Raw genomic sequence first — 13,085 nt, 5'->3', positions numbered from 1 at the left:
AGGCATCGAGTGTGCAGAAACGGTGAGTTCGCGGACTGCACATTTCATCCAATGCGCAGATATGGCGGCTTCCCGCGCGGCCAACCCACCGGAGCTGCACACACAGAGACAGGAAGACCCTCTCAAGCCACCGGAGCTGCACACACAGAGGTCCCTGCCCGGCAGGGGCCTCGCAGCCCGCCATTTTCACGCACGTCAACTTCGCGCATCTCCGTCCCGCTTCATAGGATGGAATGCGGAGCGCCGGACATCGGCGTCCCGCCCGGACACCCCGAGAGGCAGCACAACGCATATGGTTCACAAGGTTCAGGCAGTAGTCGTCAAGGAAAAGAACGCACCGGTCTCCCTCGAGACCATCCTGGTTCCGGATCCCGGCCCCGGTGAAGCCCTGGTGGACATCCTCACCTGCGGTGTCTGCCACACTGACCTGCATTACAAGCAGGGTGCCATCAATGACGATTACCCGTTCCTGCTGGGCCACGAGGCCACCGGCGTGGTTTCCGCCGTCGGCCCCGATGTCACCGAGGTTGCCCCGGGCGACCGCGTGGTCCTGAACTGGCGCGCTGTCTGCGGCGAGTGCCGCGCCTGCCGCAAGGGCGAGCCGCAGTACTGCTTCAACACGCACAACGCCACCCAGAAGATGACCCTGGAGGACGGCACGGAGCTGACCGCCGCCCTGGGCATCGGCGCGTTCGCGGAGAAGACCCTGGTCGCCGCCGGCCAGTGCACCAAGGTGGACGACGACGTCGACGCCGCCGCGGTGGGCCTGCTCGGCTGCGGCATCATGGCCGGCATCGGTGCCGCCATCAACACCGGCGAGGTGCAGCGCGGGGAATCCGTGGCCGTTATCGGCTGCGGCGGCGTGGGCATTGCCGCCGTCGCCGGCGCACAGCTGGCCGGCGCCACCACCATCGTTGCGGTGGACATTGACACCAAGAAGCTGGAACTGGCCAAGGCCCAGGGCGCCACGCACGTCATCAACTCCAAGGACGAAGACCCGGTTGAGGCCATCCGCGCCCTCACCGGAGGCAACGGAGCAGACGTGGTGATTGACGCCGTCGGCCGCCCAGAAACCTACAAACAGGCCTTCTACGCGCGTGACCTCGCCGGCCGCGTGGTCCTGGTGGGCGTGCCCAATCCGGAAATGAAGATCGAGCTGCCGCTGGCGGACGTCTTTGGCCGCGGCGGCTCACTGAAGTCCTCCTGGTACGGCGACTGCCTGCCCTCGCGCGACTTCCCGATGCTGGTGGAGCAGTACAAGCTCGGCCGGCTGGACCTTGACGCGTTTGTGTCCGAGCGCATCGGCCTGAATGACATTGAAGAAGCCTTCACCAAGATGCACGACGGCTTGGTCCTGCGTTCGGTGGTGGTCCTCTAAATGGCCGTGAACATCGACAACGTCATCACCTCGGGCACGTTCTCACTGGACGGCGGCACCTGGGAGGTGGACAACAACGTGTGGATTGTCGGCGACGACGCCCAGGTGATCATCATTGATCCCGCGCACGACGTCGACGCCGTGGCCGCCGCTGTTGGCGACCGCGAAGTACAGGCGATCCTGCTCACGCACGGCCACGATGACCACATCCGTGCCGTGGGCGAAGCCCGGGACCGCTTCAGCGCCCCGGTGTTCCTGCACGCCGCGGACCGGATGCTCTGGGATGCGGTGTTCCCGGAAGAGGGGCCCGACGCCGAGATCGAGGACGGTGACATCTTTGAGGTGGCGGGCATTACGCTGCAGGCACTGCATACTCCGGGGCATTCCCCCGGGTCAGTGTGCTTCCTGCTGGCCGCCGATGCACCCGGCGACGGGTCTCCGGTGGTCTTCAGCGGCGACACGCTGTTTTCCGGCGGACCCGGCGCCACCGGACGCTCCTACAGCGACTTCCCCACCATCATTGCCTCCATCCGGGAACGGCTGCTGACCCTGCCCTCGGAGACCCGGGTGCTGCCCGGACACGGCGACGCCACCACCATCGGCGCGGAAGCACCGCAGCTGGAGGAATGGATCGCGCGCGGTCACTGACCCGCTGCTCTGCGGGGCTGGTGCCTCCCCAAGGGACGCATCAGCCCCGGTGGGCGGGCCGGGGGAAGAAACGCACACCGGCATGGAACCTGTGGCGAGGCCGGCGTCCAGCGGCGTGGCCGGGCAGCCGGCCGGTGCATCGTCTTCCGGACATGACCTCCACGGTTGCAGAAACATCACCACGGTAGATACGAATCCGGCTGCCGCGAGTACCGCACCAACAACAACCCAGTGCATTGACCCGATCCTTTTGCTCATCAGGTGAGCACATCACAGCCAAAGAGACTTCGTTCGCTGCGCCGCGAACAGTTGGCCTCCAGATCGAATTCTGCGGCTCTTGATTCCTTCCGACGACGGCCAGACACTGAAGAAATGGCCCTCCAAATCAGCCCCGCCTTTTGGACTTTCCTGCCTCAGCTGCGGTATGAACCCACCCCGCGGCGAATCCGGGCACAGCTGGGCAACAACACGGTGGTCGACTCCACCGATGCCTTCCTGGTTTATGAACCCCGGCGTGTCACCCCCATCTATGCCGCTCCCGCAACGGACATCGCCGGCATCCTGACGCCTGCGTCGAACCTTCCGGATAAGGATCCGCTTGCCGAGGTGCCGCCGAACGCCCTCATGGACCCGCGCTACCCTTTTACCGCGCACACCGCGCCGGGCCAGCGCCTGGATCTGCGGGCCGGCTCGCATGACCTTCCCGGCATAGCCTTCCGCCCCGATGACCCGGACCTGTCCGGCCATGTCCTGCTGGACTTCAGCGCCTTTGACACCTGGCTGGAGGAGGATCAGGTGATTGAGGGACATCCCCGCGATCCGTTCCACCGGGTGGATGCGCGGGAATCCTCACGGGCTGTGCGGGTACACCTGGGAGACCAGCTGCTGGCCGAAACCCGGCAGCCCCTGATGGTCTACGAGACCATGCTCCCGGTGCGCACCTACTTTCCCCGGGAGGATGTGGACTGGGACATGCTGGGCGCCTCGCTCACGCAGTCCGTCTGCCCGTACAAGGGAACGGCGTCCTACTGGTCCGTCACCGACAGCCAGGGAGGGACCGATCTGGCCTGGTCCTATGAGAAGGTGCTGCCCGACTCGGCACAGCTGAAGGACCGGGTGGCCTTCTTCGACGAACGCACGGAGGTCTTCGTGGACGACGCCAAGCAGGAGATCAACTCCCTCTTCCGTTTCTAAGCGCCTACTCCGCTCTTGGTTCCGCGTAGCCCTTCGTGCCGCCTCAGGCTTGCGTGCAATCAGAGGGCGTGAATGTAGTGGCTGATGAACAGCCCCACCGAGAACACAACCGCCGCAGCAGACACCCACAACGCTGCCCTCTGCAACAACCTGTTCCCCACGTGTTGCCTCATCCTCAGGATCGCCCAGACGAGCATCGCGATCGCCAGCAACGGGAACACGAAGTACACCAGGCTCGCGATGGACCCCACGAGCAGCCAGATGTCCACCCAGGAACGCGGCACCGCGGGCGAGGAAGTGACAGGTGCGGCAGTTGTGGGTGCGGCAGTTGTGGGTGCGGCAGTTGTGGGTGCGGCAGTTGTGGCTGCGGCAACCTGCTCGACGGGCCCAAAATCAGCGATGATGCGTTCGGCCGTCTGCTCCGAAACTCCGTACCGGTTGAGTATCTCGGCCGCATCCTCGCGCATCGCCTGGACCGTCTCAGCGCGCTCCCGGGCATCAGTGCCGATCAATGCTCGATCGAGATCGGCGAAGTATGCCTCCAGTAGTACCGGCAACGGTTCAATGGTGCTCATGAATTCTCCTTGATGATGGTCGTAACATCCGCGGCGAAGACGTTCCAGGTCTGGCTGAAGACCTGCAGCGCGGCCTCGCCCTCGTCGGTGAGGTGGTAATAGCGTCGGGGCGGTCCAACCGGTGATGGCTCCAGCGTTGTGGTTACCCACCCCTGCTGCCGGAGGCGTGAAAGCAGCGGATATAGAGTGCCCCCGCTGGCGAACAGGATTTTCTCCTCCCCGAGACGCTCGGCAATCTCCAGACCGTATGCGGGCGAGGAGCGCAGGCAGGCGAGAACGCAGTATTCCACTGTGCCCTTGCGGAGCTGCGTCAATACCGATTCACGGGAAGGTGTCATGTAGTGCACGCTACCGGTAGCATGCACTACATGCAAGCTACCGGCAACGGGAGTTCAGCGGCCGGTAACTGCCATAGAATCGACCATGCTTCCTGGCTTTAATGCGACCCTAAGGTGCCCAACTTTGCAAAAATTAGACCTGCAACAATTACCTGACCGTTATGTCATGGTCCAGCTGAACCCGGCGGACCCGCTGCCTCCCTGGTCCACCGACGTCGTCAGCTTCTGCTCTATCACCAGAACCAGAAGCGAGCTCTCCGTCATTGCGCCCCGGCATGTTGTACCGGCAGACGTCGCCTGTGACGGCGAGTGGGATTGCTTGGGCATTGACCAAAAGTTCACTCTGGATGTCCCAGGGATAGCCGCATCAATCGCTTCACCCTTGGCCGGCGACGGTATCAGCGTATTCGTTGTGGCAACGGTGGACACGGACTAATCTCCCCCCCCCGCTACCCGGCGTGAGATGCTCAGGTCCATGACTCCACCAACACGCCTTCGACCCGCCGAAGTGAGCGATCTTCCTTTCATCTTCCGCAAGGAGCTCGAATACATGGAGACCATTGAGCCAGATGAGCTCCAGGGGTGGATGTCCGCTATCGACCTGAACCTCGCAGACTGGATCAGTTGCCTGCCGCACACCCTGTTCTGCGTGGACGACGACGGGCAACCACTCGGGTATGCCATGTGGACCTTCGATGGTGACAGCGCCACCCTGGCTTCGATCCATGTCCTCGACAGCCACCGTCGCCAAGGGCTCGGGCGTCTCCTCCTGGATGCGTTTGAGCAGAGAACCAGCCAAAGCGGAGCCCGCGTTGCAAAACTCGGCGTGCACCGGGGCAACCAGGCCCGCCTGCTCTACGAGGGCGCGGCTTATGAAACCACCGGACAAGACGGGGATTACGTGCTGTTCAGCAAGGTAATGAACAGATTCTGACTCCCTCGGAAAGTCTCGTATTCGCACATATTGCCACCATGAAAGAGATCGACCATGAAGTTGCTTACGTCCGCTTCGAGCAGGTTGCCCCGGACGAAATGTGGGCTGAGATTACCAAACTCTTCGTCTTGAGCTTCGCAGCCCCTCCCTACAATCAATCACCAGACGAACCAGTGCATTGATGGGTTACTGCTTCGGACGCTGCCGCCCTGGCCGGGAATCGCGCGCGAGCCAACCCGCGACGTCGTGCGCGCAGTCATCGGTCGAACGATTGGTGGTGTTGACCTCAAAGTCGTAGATCACGCCGTTATGCACGCTCAGGGCTTGCTCCCGCGCCATTCCTTCCGCCCGGTCCGGCCGTTGTGCTTCCCGGGACGCGGCGGCATCAGGAGCGCAGCGCACTCCCACCCACACCATTTCCACTTCGCTAAACGTTGTCCGTAAACGCTCCTGGCCGGCTCCGCCGGAGAGCACAACCTCATCAAGAATCACGTGTGCCCCAGCCTTGGCCATACTGCTCAGCCCGGTGTACCAACTGCGCTCCAGGGCCCGGTGCTCAGCACTAAAGGTGATCGTGCCGTCCTGCTCGTACGTAATTCCCGCCCGTGGACTATCACCCCGGTTGGGAAGTGCCTCAATGAACGTATCAACACCGAATGTCAGCCAGAGGCCCGGAAGCATTTCCTGGAGAGCTCGACTGATTGAGGACTTCCCGGAGCTCGAGCCTCCGTTCAGCACGATCACCTGAGGATTTCGTTCGGAAGCCGATCGGCCAGTGGGAGGCCATAGGTCGCTACGCCGCTAACAAGTATTCCATCCTGTTGAGTCGCCACAGTGAAGCCCGGTCGCCAGAATGAGGCCTGTTACATGTCTGGAATGATGGATTCTCCGACTCGCGCTGAGATGGTATCCCGGCACTCGCCGGCGTCACGGCTGATATTGGCACTTGCCTCAGCGGGGTATAAGAAATGGACTGCCGGGACGTTGCCGGGCGTTTGCGGATCGTTGCTCCCCGGCAGGGGCTCCCAGCCGCGGGCTTCCATACAGTCAGCAAACTGGTCTACGTATTGCGGCTTGGTGTGAAACTCGCTGTTGGCGAAGTAGTCCTGATTGATTCCGACTGCGACAGAAACCCCGCCTACAGACAGAGCAGCAGCCACCGCCGTTGAGACGGAGACCCGCTTAATGGTCCGCTGGCGGATAACCCGGCGGAGCATCGAGGCACGAACAGGAGTAAGCTCTTCAGCGATCTCCCGGTTGGCCGGGGGTTCAAAGGTGATAGGCATGGCGTTCCTTAAAGGTTGGTGGTTCGTGCGGCGCGCAGTTTGCGGCGCGCTCGTTCAATCCGTTTGCGTGCGGCGGGCTGGCTGATGCCCAGCGTTGCAGCCGCTTCGTCATAGCTGCGTCCCTCGATGAGGCAGAGCTCGCACAATTTCCGTTCAATGTCCGGTAGGGCAGAGATTTCCTCGAGAATCCACGCCAGCTCTTCCGCCGCCCGCGTGTGGTCGGCGCGTTGGTTCCAGGCTGGGGAGCCAGGAAGAGGATCGGTGAGTTCTGTCGGGACGGAGCGCCGCTGAGCCCTGTTGAGGTTGTATGCGGTATTTCGGCAACACAGCAGCAGCCAGGGCAGTACCGTGCGTTCGGCTAAGCGCACGTCTTTTCGGCGCCTCCAGAGCAGCAGGAAGGTTTCCTGGACGATGTCGGGCACTTCATGCCGGGCGTCGGCCAACCCCCAGGCGTACCGGTATACGGTGCCCGAGTACTTATCAAACAATGCGGCGAACGCCGCCTCACTTCCTTGGGCCAGGTTTACTGCCAGCTGATCATCGGCTGATACCAACGGCTTTTCAACGCGTGAGCTCATTTGCACACCTCCATCCAGTAAGTGTTACGCGGAGGCATTTTGTGACGCGCGAAATCAATGTGAAAACAGCGCCCGGATGGAGGTGGGGATTAACTACCCATATCTTTGGGTATGCCCTAAGTTTTGGTTGTTCGTGATTTTGTGCCGCCAGGGCGGCGTCCGCTCAGCCGCGGCTTTCGTTATGGAGCGTGTGGGTGTCGAGGATGCTCAGGGCACGGTATATCGTGCTGTTAATAGGCACCGCCACGCCGTGCTCCGCCGCGATCCGGACGACTGCGCCGTTCTGTTCCTCAAGTTCGGAGGGACGCCCCGCGATGAGATCGCGTTGCATGGACGCCGTGCTGTCGGGTGTGAATGCGTCGTAGTGGCCCATGGTGATGTCCACGTCATCACTGGTCAGGTTTGCACCGGCAGCGGCCCCGACGGCGGCGACTTCCCGCATTGCATCTTCGATCAGCGCGCGGGTGGGTGGATGGGAGCGGGTTTCACCGACGTTCCTGCGGCAGAGTGCTCCGATGCCTCCATAGGCGGTGATGAGCATGAACTTCCGCCACAGATCCGTGGTGATATCACTCGAGATCCGAGCCGCAATACCGGCGGACGTTAGTGCATCAGCGAGCTCCCGTGTGCGGGCGGAAGGTGAGCCGTCGAGTTCGCCAAGGGTAACGGCTGGTTGCCCTCCGACATGGTGCACATGACCTGGCTCAACCAAGTACGAGATGATCATGCACAGACCGCCGATGGCATGCCCGGGACCGGCAGCGGCAGTGATCTGGCTGGCCGCCGTGACCCCGTTCTGCAGGGGCAGAACCGGCGTGTCTGAGCGCAAAAGGGGAAGAGCCGTCACCATGACCTCTGCCACGGAACCTGCTTTACAGGCGATGATGACGGCATCGCACTGCCCGATGACGGAGGCATCCGTGTTCACACCCGCAACGGGAATGCGTTCGTCCCGCCCATCACCGGTGGTGAGACGCATCCCGTTCTCCCTTATTGGGTCCAAATGCCGGGGTGTGACGACGAGATGGACGTCATGACCAGCCTGGGACAGGGCAGCGGCGAAGTATGCCCCGACGCCTCCTGCTCCGATAATCCCAATTTTCATGGCTGCGTCCTTCCGGTTGGCGACAGCTGGAATCACCATATAGTTCCACATGAGCCCGGGATATCGTTCATAGATATCGTCTCGGCCGGTTTTCCAAATATGTCCGGGATTTCTTTGGGAAGCTGCCCTGCTGCACTACGCGCGGCAACGCTGGCTCACATTGGCATGGCGCGCACCTTAGACAGACAGGCGCCCGGGGAGGATCATCTTCGTGCTTCTAACCATCCGCACGAGTCATTCATCATTGTTTCGTGCAGGTCGCCTCATCCCCCACGGTCCAAGCTCAAGAGCAACCACACGGTTGTTTCCGGTCATTCCGCGGAAAGATCTGAGCGCGACCTCACATAGTGGGAAACAAAAGTGCTGCGGACCACCTCTAGATGTTCACGCAGACAGTGAGCTTCGGAAATAGAGGGAAGCAGGAAGAGCCACATTTGGGCTGTTCGTTGGATCAGGTCGGTGCGACTAGTCAGCATGTTGGAGACGTGCTGCACTCCGATGAAAGAAGACACTACATAGCAGGCAAGGCTCTCAACGTTGATGCCAGCACGCAGCTCGCCCGCGGCGGCCGCCCGGTCAAGCAATGCCTCAACCGTACGCATGGCATCCAGGTAGGGTCTGGTCACGCGGCTTGCCCAGGAGGACTCTTCCATGGTGAGCCGGTAAGCAGCTCCCACAAAGGGTTCCTCAACCAGTTGGCAGGCTATCACCGCCGACAGCTCCAGGAGAGCAGGGAGACTGGCGCCTTCTTCCAGGGCGACGGAATCGGAGACAGGGCGGAACCTCTGCTCGTATTCAGCAACCACGGCCTTGGCGAGCTGTTCCTTGGTGCGGAAGTGGAACTGCATCGACCCCTTGCTGACACGAGCCTCACGAATGATGGCCACTGCGGTGGCACCATCAAAGCCATCACGTTCAAACACGACGGCGCCTGCACGCAGGACTGCTGCTCGTGTTTTAGCGGCGCGGGCCTGAACCATCACGGTGTTCCTTTTTCACCAGCATCCGAGGCCAGTTAGGCCTTCTGGCAATCCTCGTCCGGCGGATCCATGTCATCAGAAAAGTATAGGCAGATTGTTTTCATTGACCCTGTTCGGCCTGCCTACCACGCTGAAGGAATCGTGCCGTATTAGCGGCCGATCCACTCCGTCTGCGAATCCACTTTTCTCCGAAACTGAGGACCCCACATGCCCAATCCACTGTTCAGCCCGCTCGGAATCAGCACTTCCTTTGGTGGAATGTTCCTCATCGGCGCTCTGGAAGCACTTTACGGTCCGTCGCTAATACGCCTTATAGAACGCTTTGATGCCTCTCCTTCCGCCGTCGGCTTCGTTATCAGCGCCCACTTCATCGGAGGTCTCATTGGCGTGCTCGTAAGCCAGAGCGCCCATCCTCGGGTCGGCAATAAAATCACCCTTCTCACCGGCTACCTGCTCCTTCTGTTGGGCAGCATTGGCTTCGCCTGGGCACCGACCCTCGGTCTCGCCGTTGCAGCCTCAGCTGCGGCCGGTCTGGGTTTCGGCGCCCTGGATTATGCCTTCAGTCATCTATTCGCCGTAGCCTTCGGCTCCCGCTCAGGAAAGATGCTGAATCTGCTTCACGGTTTCTTCGGCCTCGGAGCGGTACTGGCACCGCTTGCGGTCGCAGTCTTCGGCCCCGAACACTACCCGGCATACTTCACGTGCTTCGCCCTTCTTACCGTTCTCACATCCCTGGGAGTCAAGGGGATTCGTTCCTTTCCCACGCAGAGTCCAGTCGTCACGACACCTGTTGCCGTTCCAACCTCAGGGCTTCCCACGGTACGAGATAAGCAGGTCCGCCTCACACTTGGGTTCACCGCCATGGTCTGTATCTTCGTTTTTCACGTCGCGGTGGGAAGCGGAATCGGCAGTTGGGAATCGACTTATCTGTCCCTCCGCGGCTTTGGCGCCGAGCAGGCGGCAGCGGCTGTGTCCCTGTTCTGGTTCAGTATGACGGCGAGCCGTTTCGTTCTGGGCACGGTGATCAAGCGTTTGGGTCCGGGCATGGTTGTGACACTCAGCAGCACGCTCATGGCGATTGGCTCGTTCCTGGCGTTCGTCCCCGGTTTTGCAGTTGCAGCTTTTGCCGTAGCGGGCTTCGCCCTCGGACCGGTTTTTCCCACTGCTCTGGCCTGGGCTAACCGGCTTTTCGGTGGACGTTCCTGGGTGAGCGGGTCGCTGATCGCCGTCTCCATGGTCGGAGGTATCGTATTTCCGCCGGTGCTGGGCGCCACAATCACCGATGGTGCTGAGGGGCCCATGTTCCCGTTGGCGCTTGCCGGCCTCTCACTGCTCTGTGTCCTGGCCTGCTTAACACTACGAATCGGCCGGTTACGTGAGGGAGTTTCGAAGAACTCGGCTGAACCTCTGCCCGCTGAATCCAAGCAACGATAGAAACCGCTGCACCGTAACCATCCACACGTTCGCCCATGCGGATCGGCGCCGTCGGATGCGCCACAGCATTTGGTGAGTCGCAGCGGTAAACGGCACGGTTCGCAGCGCTTTGTGTCCTAGTGCCAAGTCCCGCAACGCGATCCTTCACAGGAAAACAGCTGGCCCACATAGGCCGGAGGGCTACATCAGCGGATGAAGTAGGGACTGCCACGGCTCTTGCTGAACGTATCGGACTAGGTGTGAACTTCCCACGTCTGCCATTTTGGCAGAGTCATCACACGCCGAGGGAATGTCATAATCCCCATTCAGGTCTATGCCTTCGCTGCCCCCCATGGTAAGTGCGAGACTGCCGTCGTAGGAGATGTCCGCAAAGGTGAGGGTTCCGTCTTCCCACTTGGGTCCCTCTTCCCCACGGAAGACAGGAATCCAACGTTCAGAGGGATTGGAAGAGAGAATATAGAGGCACCCGTCCTCCTCCGATAGAGTCCCCGTCAGAGCTGCCGCGTCCCCACCCGGGACCGAGTCAGAATAAACGGCAATCGGCGAGTCACTTGCGGTCGGCGGGGAAACCGTGCTCGAACAAGCGGCGAGGGTCAGGATTGCTCCGATACCAATGATTCCCAAGACTGCATAGTTTGACATTCTCAATGTTGGACAGCCTCCACGCCCATTGTGTTGAGATACCAGAATATGGATTGCGGCGTTATCGTTCAACCATGAGTGCGTCGTCCCGGTCCGGCGAATCCCTTGACCCATCACCTGAAGTGGTCGTGCGGTTGATGGAGCGGATCGTGGGCGAGCAATGGCCCTCAGGATCAGAGAGTTTCAGTAGTTATTTCGCACGTCTTGGCTGTGTTCTGGGCTCGACGGATCCCGACGATGAGACCTCCCCAGGCGTGACTCAGGGGCGGTTTGTCGTGCCGGGTTGTGAAGTGAAGAACGCATCTTGGCACGCTTTGAAGGGTGAAATCTTCGCCTTAAACCTTTTCATTTATGAGAGTTCGGAGAATTTTTCCTCGACGGACGTCGATGCCGGCTATGACGCGGTCCGGGACGGCATCTCTGCTGTGTTCGGCCTTTCGCCGGACGAAAGTACTGATCAACGCGGCAACCGGTCTGCTGTCTGATGGGTTCAAGGGACTGTCATCGAGTTGTATGCGCACGTATGCATCGCTCCCGTGGTGCAGGTCGGCGCGGCTCACAGGGGACGTACTGCCGCCTACCATCACCTCATCGCGCAAGTACCGAAACGCCCGAGCCACTAAAACAAGCACGTCCCGCGAAACAACCGGGGCCCGGATGAAGCGTCCACCGAAGGATCTCTCAGCGTGACTCTTTCATCCAAGCTCGTGCCTTTTCCAGGAGCGCTTCGACAACAGGTTGCTTCTGCGCCACGTAATCATCACGGCGATCATGAAAACGGGCAACGAGCTCCTGCTTGGCTTGCTCGTACTCGATCACGGCTGCAGGAGTCGCGCGCAGATAGTCGCGGAACAGCAGGCGTCCCTGCAACGCATCCGAGCCCAACCGCATCACGTGGACATGATCGGTGCGCTGCTCCTGGATGATCCGATGCAGGAACGAGTGGTCCGCGTCGGCCGCAAACGAAGAAGGTATGTATTCGAACCCTAGGGCAGAGAGTTTAGACAAGGTTCGGGGATTGAGCGTTCGGACGACGTCGGGCACGCCCACCACGACGTCTACGGTGTCCTTCGATGACAGTCCGGGCACACTCGTCGATCCAATGTGCTCGATCAGGTCAGTTGAGAACGCCGCCCGCAGCTCTTTCTTCGTGCTCTCGAAACGACGTGGCCAGCGCTCGTCATAGGGAACTAGTGCGACTTCCGAGTATGCCCGATTCATATCACCAAATTATCGCCTGGGTGGAGTGAATGAAGCATGAGCCGATCCCTCAACGTGCTCGTCAGGACCTTTGCTGCGAAGGGCTACTGATGTGGCTGGTCGCGCTGCTTTTTTCGCTTTCCCAGCCACTCTTCTCGATAGGCGTCTGTCTCTCGGGCCTTCTTGTTTCCCCACTGGACGCCCAAAAATGCGCCCAACCCGCAGCCAACTGCGATCAGCACTGCTCCGCCGTCCCATCCCCAGATGAACCCTCCAACAAGGAGTGCGGCTACAGCGGCGCATAATCCGGCTAGCTGGGCATTGTTCACATCTCCTGAGTCGTCACGATTTGTTTACCGCATGGCTGCGATCCCATAAGCAGGATCGACAGTGCTTCGATGAGGTCACTATCGATAACGGGTTTAGCGACGAGGCCGGGAACGGCCGTCGATCCGATGTGGTGGATCTGTATCACCTGATCGGGGATCGTCTGACGAATCAGGCCCTCCAACATGGTGAACTGCGCCGCCCACAAACTCCGGTGGCCTTCCAGAGGGCCGGGTTGGGTCTGGCGGTGGGAAATGCGGCCATCTGCACAGTTCTGCAGGGACGCTGATCTTCTCGAGTGTCAAACATTTAGGAGTCAGTTCTCATTCGCAAGTTTCGTCCAGCGAGCTGAAAGGACATGTACGGATGCCAATGGCCTTGACCCCGGATGGTGGACACCTCACAAGAGAGAATGTTCACTATGACAAGAGCACGTCGGGAGTTCACTCCTGAATACAAGGACGAG

General features: G+C 60.7%; 17 protein-coding genes. 8 read left to right on the top strand and 9 right to left on the bottom strand.

What is annotated here, in order from left to right; genetic code table 11:
• The first annotated feature begins 292 nt into the window (after nucleotides 1-292).
• The 3 genes from ABIB35_RS03140 to ABIB35_RS03130 all read left to right on the top strand — a co-directional run bounded on the left by ABIB35_RS03140 (nucleotide 293) and on the right by ABIB35_RS03130 (nucleotide 3,220).
• Entirely contained in the window at nucleotides 293-1,378 is a 1,086-nt protein-coding gene (locus ABIB35_RS03140) for an S-(hydroxymethyl)mycothiol dehydrogenase (RefSeq protein WP_354178832.1), read from the top strand.
• Nucleotides 1,379-2,026: an MBL fold metallo-hydrolase gene (locus ABIB35_RS03135; RefSeq protein WP_354178830.1), complete on the top strand. Its 648-nt coding sequence runs from the start codon at nucleotides 1,379-1,381 to the stop codon at nucleotides 2,024-2,026. It begins immediately after the preceding gene.
• A gap of 372 nt (nucleotides 2,027-2,398) precedes the next feature.
• Nucleotides 2,399-3,220 (top strand): DUF427 domain-containing protein, encoded by an 822-nt coding sequence (locus tag ABIB35_RS03130; RefSeq protein WP_354178829.1) that lies wholly within the window; start codon nucleotides 2,399-2,401, stop codon nucleotides 3,218-3,220.
• A gap of 59 nt (nucleotides 3,221-3,279) precedes the next feature.
• Here ABIB35_RS03130 and ABIB35_RS03125 read toward each other — a convergent pair whose 3' ends face one another.
• Both ABIB35_RS03125 and ABIB35_RS03120 read right to left on the bottom strand, forming a co-directional pair.
• A complete protein-coding gene (locus ABIB35_RS03125) occupies nucleotides 3,280-3,795 on the bottom strand; it encodes a hypothetical protein (RefSeq protein WP_354178827.1) in 516 nt (171 codons plus the stop codon).
• Nucleotides 3,792-4,133 (bottom strand): PadR family transcriptional regulator, encoded by a 342-nt coding sequence (locus ABIB35_RS03120; RefSeq protein ID WP_354178825.1) that lies wholly within the window; start codon nucleotides 4,131-4,133, stop codon nucleotides 3,792-3,794. The genes ABIB35_RS03125 and ABIB35_RS03120 overlap by 4 nt, the downstream gene beginning before the upstream one ends.
• A 166-nt stretch (nucleotides 4,134-4,299) precedes the next feature.
• Between ABIB35_RS03120 and ABIB35_RS03115 the strand changes: the two genes are divergently transcribed.
• The 3 genes from ABIB35_RS03115 to ABIB35_RS03105 all read left to right on the top strand — a co-directional run bounded on the left by ABIB35_RS03115 (nucleotide 4,300) and on the right by ABIB35_RS03105 (nucleotide 5,249).
• Complete coding sequence (locus tag ABIB35_RS03115; RefSeq protein ID WP_354178823.1) at nucleotides 4,300-4,569, top strand: ACT domain-containing protein; 270 nt, start codon at nucleotides 4,300-4,302, stop codon at nucleotides 4,567-4,569.
• A 72-nt stretch (nucleotides 4,570-4,641) separates the two neighbouring features.
• Complete coding sequence (locus ABIB35_RS03110; protein WP_354178821.1) at nucleotides 4,642-5,067, top strand: GNAT family N-acetyltransferase; 426 nt, start codon at nucleotides 4,642-4,644, stop codon at nucleotides 5,065-5,067.
• A gap of 38 nt (nucleotides 5,068-5,105) precedes the next feature.
• A complete protein-coding gene (locus ABIB35_RS03105; RefSeq protein ID WP_354178819.1) occupies nucleotides 5,106-5,249 on the top strand; it encodes a hypothetical protein in 144 nt (47 codons plus the stop codon).
• A gap of 4 nt (nucleotides 5,250-5,253) precedes the next feature.
• Here ABIB35_RS03105 and ABIB35_RS03100 read toward each other — a convergent pair whose 3' ends face one another.
• The 5 genes from ABIB35_RS03100 to ABIB35_RS03080 form a co-directional block, all read right to left on the bottom strand.
• Nucleotides 5,254-5,805 carry a chloramphenicol phosphotransferase CPT family protein gene (locus ABIB35_RS03100; protein ID WP_354178817.1) on the bottom strand — a complete coding sequence of 184 codons (552 nt, stop codon included), beginning with the start codon at nucleotides 5,803-5,805 and terminating at the stop codon, nucleotides 5,254-5,256.
• 125 nt (nucleotides 5,806-5,930) lie between these two features.
• Entirely contained in the window at nucleotides 5,931-6,353 is a 423-nt protein-coding gene (locus tag ABIB35_RS03095) for a hypothetical protein (protein WP_354178815.1), read from the bottom strand.
• An 8-nt stretch (nucleotides 6,354-6,361) separates the two neighbouring features.
• Nucleotides 6,362-6,931 (bottom strand): RNA polymerase sigma factor, encoded by a 570-nt coding sequence (locus ABIB35_RS03090; RefSeq protein WP_354178813.1) that lies wholly within the window; start codon nucleotides 6,929-6,931, stop codon nucleotides 6,362-6,364.
• Nucleotides 6,932-7,094: 163 nt separating this feature from the next.
• Nucleotides 7,095-8,036 (bottom strand): 2-dehydropantoate 2-reductase, encoded by a 942-nt coding sequence (locus tag ABIB35_RS03085; RefSeq protein ID WP_354178811.1) that lies wholly within the window; start codon nucleotides 8,034-8,036, stop codon nucleotides 7,095-7,097.
• A 311-nt stretch (nucleotides 8,037-8,347) separates the two neighbouring features.
• The gene (locus ABIB35_RS03080; protein WP_354179198.1) at nucleotides 8,348-9,016 is read right to left on the bottom strand and encodes a ScbR family autoregulator-binding transcription factor; all 669 of its coding nucleotides are present in this window, start codon (nucleotides 9,014-9,016) and stop codon (nucleotides 8,348-8,350) included.
• 207 nt (nucleotides 9,017-9,223) lie between these two features.
• Here ABIB35_RS03080 and ABIB35_RS03075 point away from each other — a divergent pair, with 207 nt between their 5' ends.
• Entirely contained in the window at nucleotides 9,224-10,450 is a 1,227-nt protein-coding gene (locus tag ABIB35_RS03075; RefSeq protein WP_354178809.1) for an MFS transporter, read from the top strand.
• Between the two features lie 716 nt (nucleotides 10,451-11,166).
• Nucleotides 11,167-11,577: a hypothetical protein gene (locus ABIB35_RS03070; protein ID WP_354178807.1), complete on the top strand. Its 411-nt coding sequence runs from the start codon at nucleotides 11,167-11,169 to the stop codon at nucleotides 11,575-11,577.
• A 196-nt stretch (nucleotides 11,578-11,773) separates the two neighbouring features.
• On the opposite strand, the gene ABIB35_RS03065 is transcribed toward ABIB35_RS03070, so the two are convergent.
• Both ABIB35_RS03065 and ABIB35_RS03060 read right to left on the bottom strand, forming a co-directional pair.
• Nucleotides 11,774-12,313, bottom strand: coding sequence for a GrpB family protein (locus tag ABIB35_RS03065; protein ID WP_354178805.1), 540 nt, complete (start codon nucleotides 12,311-12,313; stop codon nucleotides 11,774-11,776).
• Nucleotides 12,314-12,617: 304 nt separating this feature from the next.
• Nucleotides 12,618-12,827, bottom strand: a complete 210-nt coding sequence (locus ABIB35_RS03060; RefSeq protein ID WP_502915716.1) for a GrpB family protein — start codon at nucleotides 12,825-12,827, stop codon at nucleotides 12,618-12,620.
• Nucleotides 12,828-13,085: the final 258 nt, after the last annotated feature.

This window comes from Arthrobacter sp. UYP6 (assembly GCF_040547315.1).
GTDB lineage: Bacteria > Actinomycetota > Actinomycetes > Actinomycetales > Micrococcaceae > Arthrobacter_B.
The sequence above is the reverse complement of the archived record's forward strand: the minus strand, read 5'-3'. Positions and strand labels throughout refer to the sequence as shown.

What these genes read in the sequence shown, in the direction of transcription:
- ABIB35_RS03140 (WP_354178832.1), top strand. Translation starts at nt 293, where the DNA reads ATGGTTCACAAGGTTCAGGCAGTAGTCGTCAAGGAAAAGAACGCACCG.
- ABIB35_RS03135 (WP_354178830.1), top strand. Translation starts at nt 1,379, where the DNA reads ATGGCCGTGAACATCGACAACGTCATCACCTCGGGCACGTTCTCACTG.
- ABIB35_RS03130 (WP_354178829.1), top strand. Translation starts at nt 2,399, where the DNA reads ATGGCCCTCCAAATCAGCCCCGCCTTTTGGACTTTCCTGCCTCAGCTG.
- ABIB35_RS03125 (WP_354178827.1), bottom strand. Translation starts at nt 3,795, where the DNA reads ATGAGCACCATTGAACCGTTGCCGGTACTACTGGAGGCATACTTCGCC.
- ABIB35_RS03120 (WP_354178825.1), bottom strand. Translation starts at nt 4,133, where the DNA reads ATGACACCTTCCCGTGAATCGGTATTGACGCAGCTCCGCAAGGGCACA.
- ABIB35_RS03115 (WP_354178823.1), top strand. Translation starts at nt 4,300, where the DNA reads ATGGTCCAGCTGAACCCGGCGGACCCGCTGCCTCCCTGGTCCACCGAC.
- ABIB35_RS03105 (WP_354178819.1), top strand. Translation starts at nt 5,106, where the DNA reads ATGAAAGAGATCGACCATGAAGTTGCTTACGTCCGCTTCGAGCAGGTT.
- ABIB35_RS03095 (WP_354178815.1), bottom strand. Translation starts at nt 6,353, where the DNA reads ATGCCTATCACCTTTGAACCCCCGGCCAACCGGGAGATCGCTGAAGAG.
- ABIB35_RS03090 (WP_354178813.1), bottom strand. Translation starts at nt 6,931, where the DNA reads ATGAGCTCACGCGTTGAAAAGCCGTTGGTATCAGCCGATGATCAGCTG.
- ABIB35_RS03085 (WP_354178811.1), bottom strand. Translation starts at nt 8,036, where the DNA reads ATGAAAATTGGGATTATCGGAGCAGGAGGCGTCGGGGCATACTTCGCC.
- ABIB35_RS03080 (WP_354179198.1), bottom strand. Translation starts at nt 9,016, where the DNA reads ATGGTTCAGGCCCGCGCCGCTAAAACACGAGCAGCAGTCCTGCGTGCA.
- ABIB35_RS03075 (WP_354178809.1), top strand. Translation starts at nt 9,224, where the DNA reads ATGCCCAATCCACTGTTCAGCCCGCTCGGAATCAGCACTTCCTTTGGT.
- ABIB35_RS03070 (WP_354178807.1), top strand. Translation starts at nt 11,167, where the DNA reads ATGAGTGCGTCGTCCCGGTCCGGCGAATCCCTTGACCCATCACCTGAA.
- ABIB35_RS03065 (WP_354178805.1), bottom strand. Translation starts at nt 12,313, where the DNA reads ATGAATCGGGCATACTCGGAAGTCGCACTAGTTCCCTATGACGAGCGC.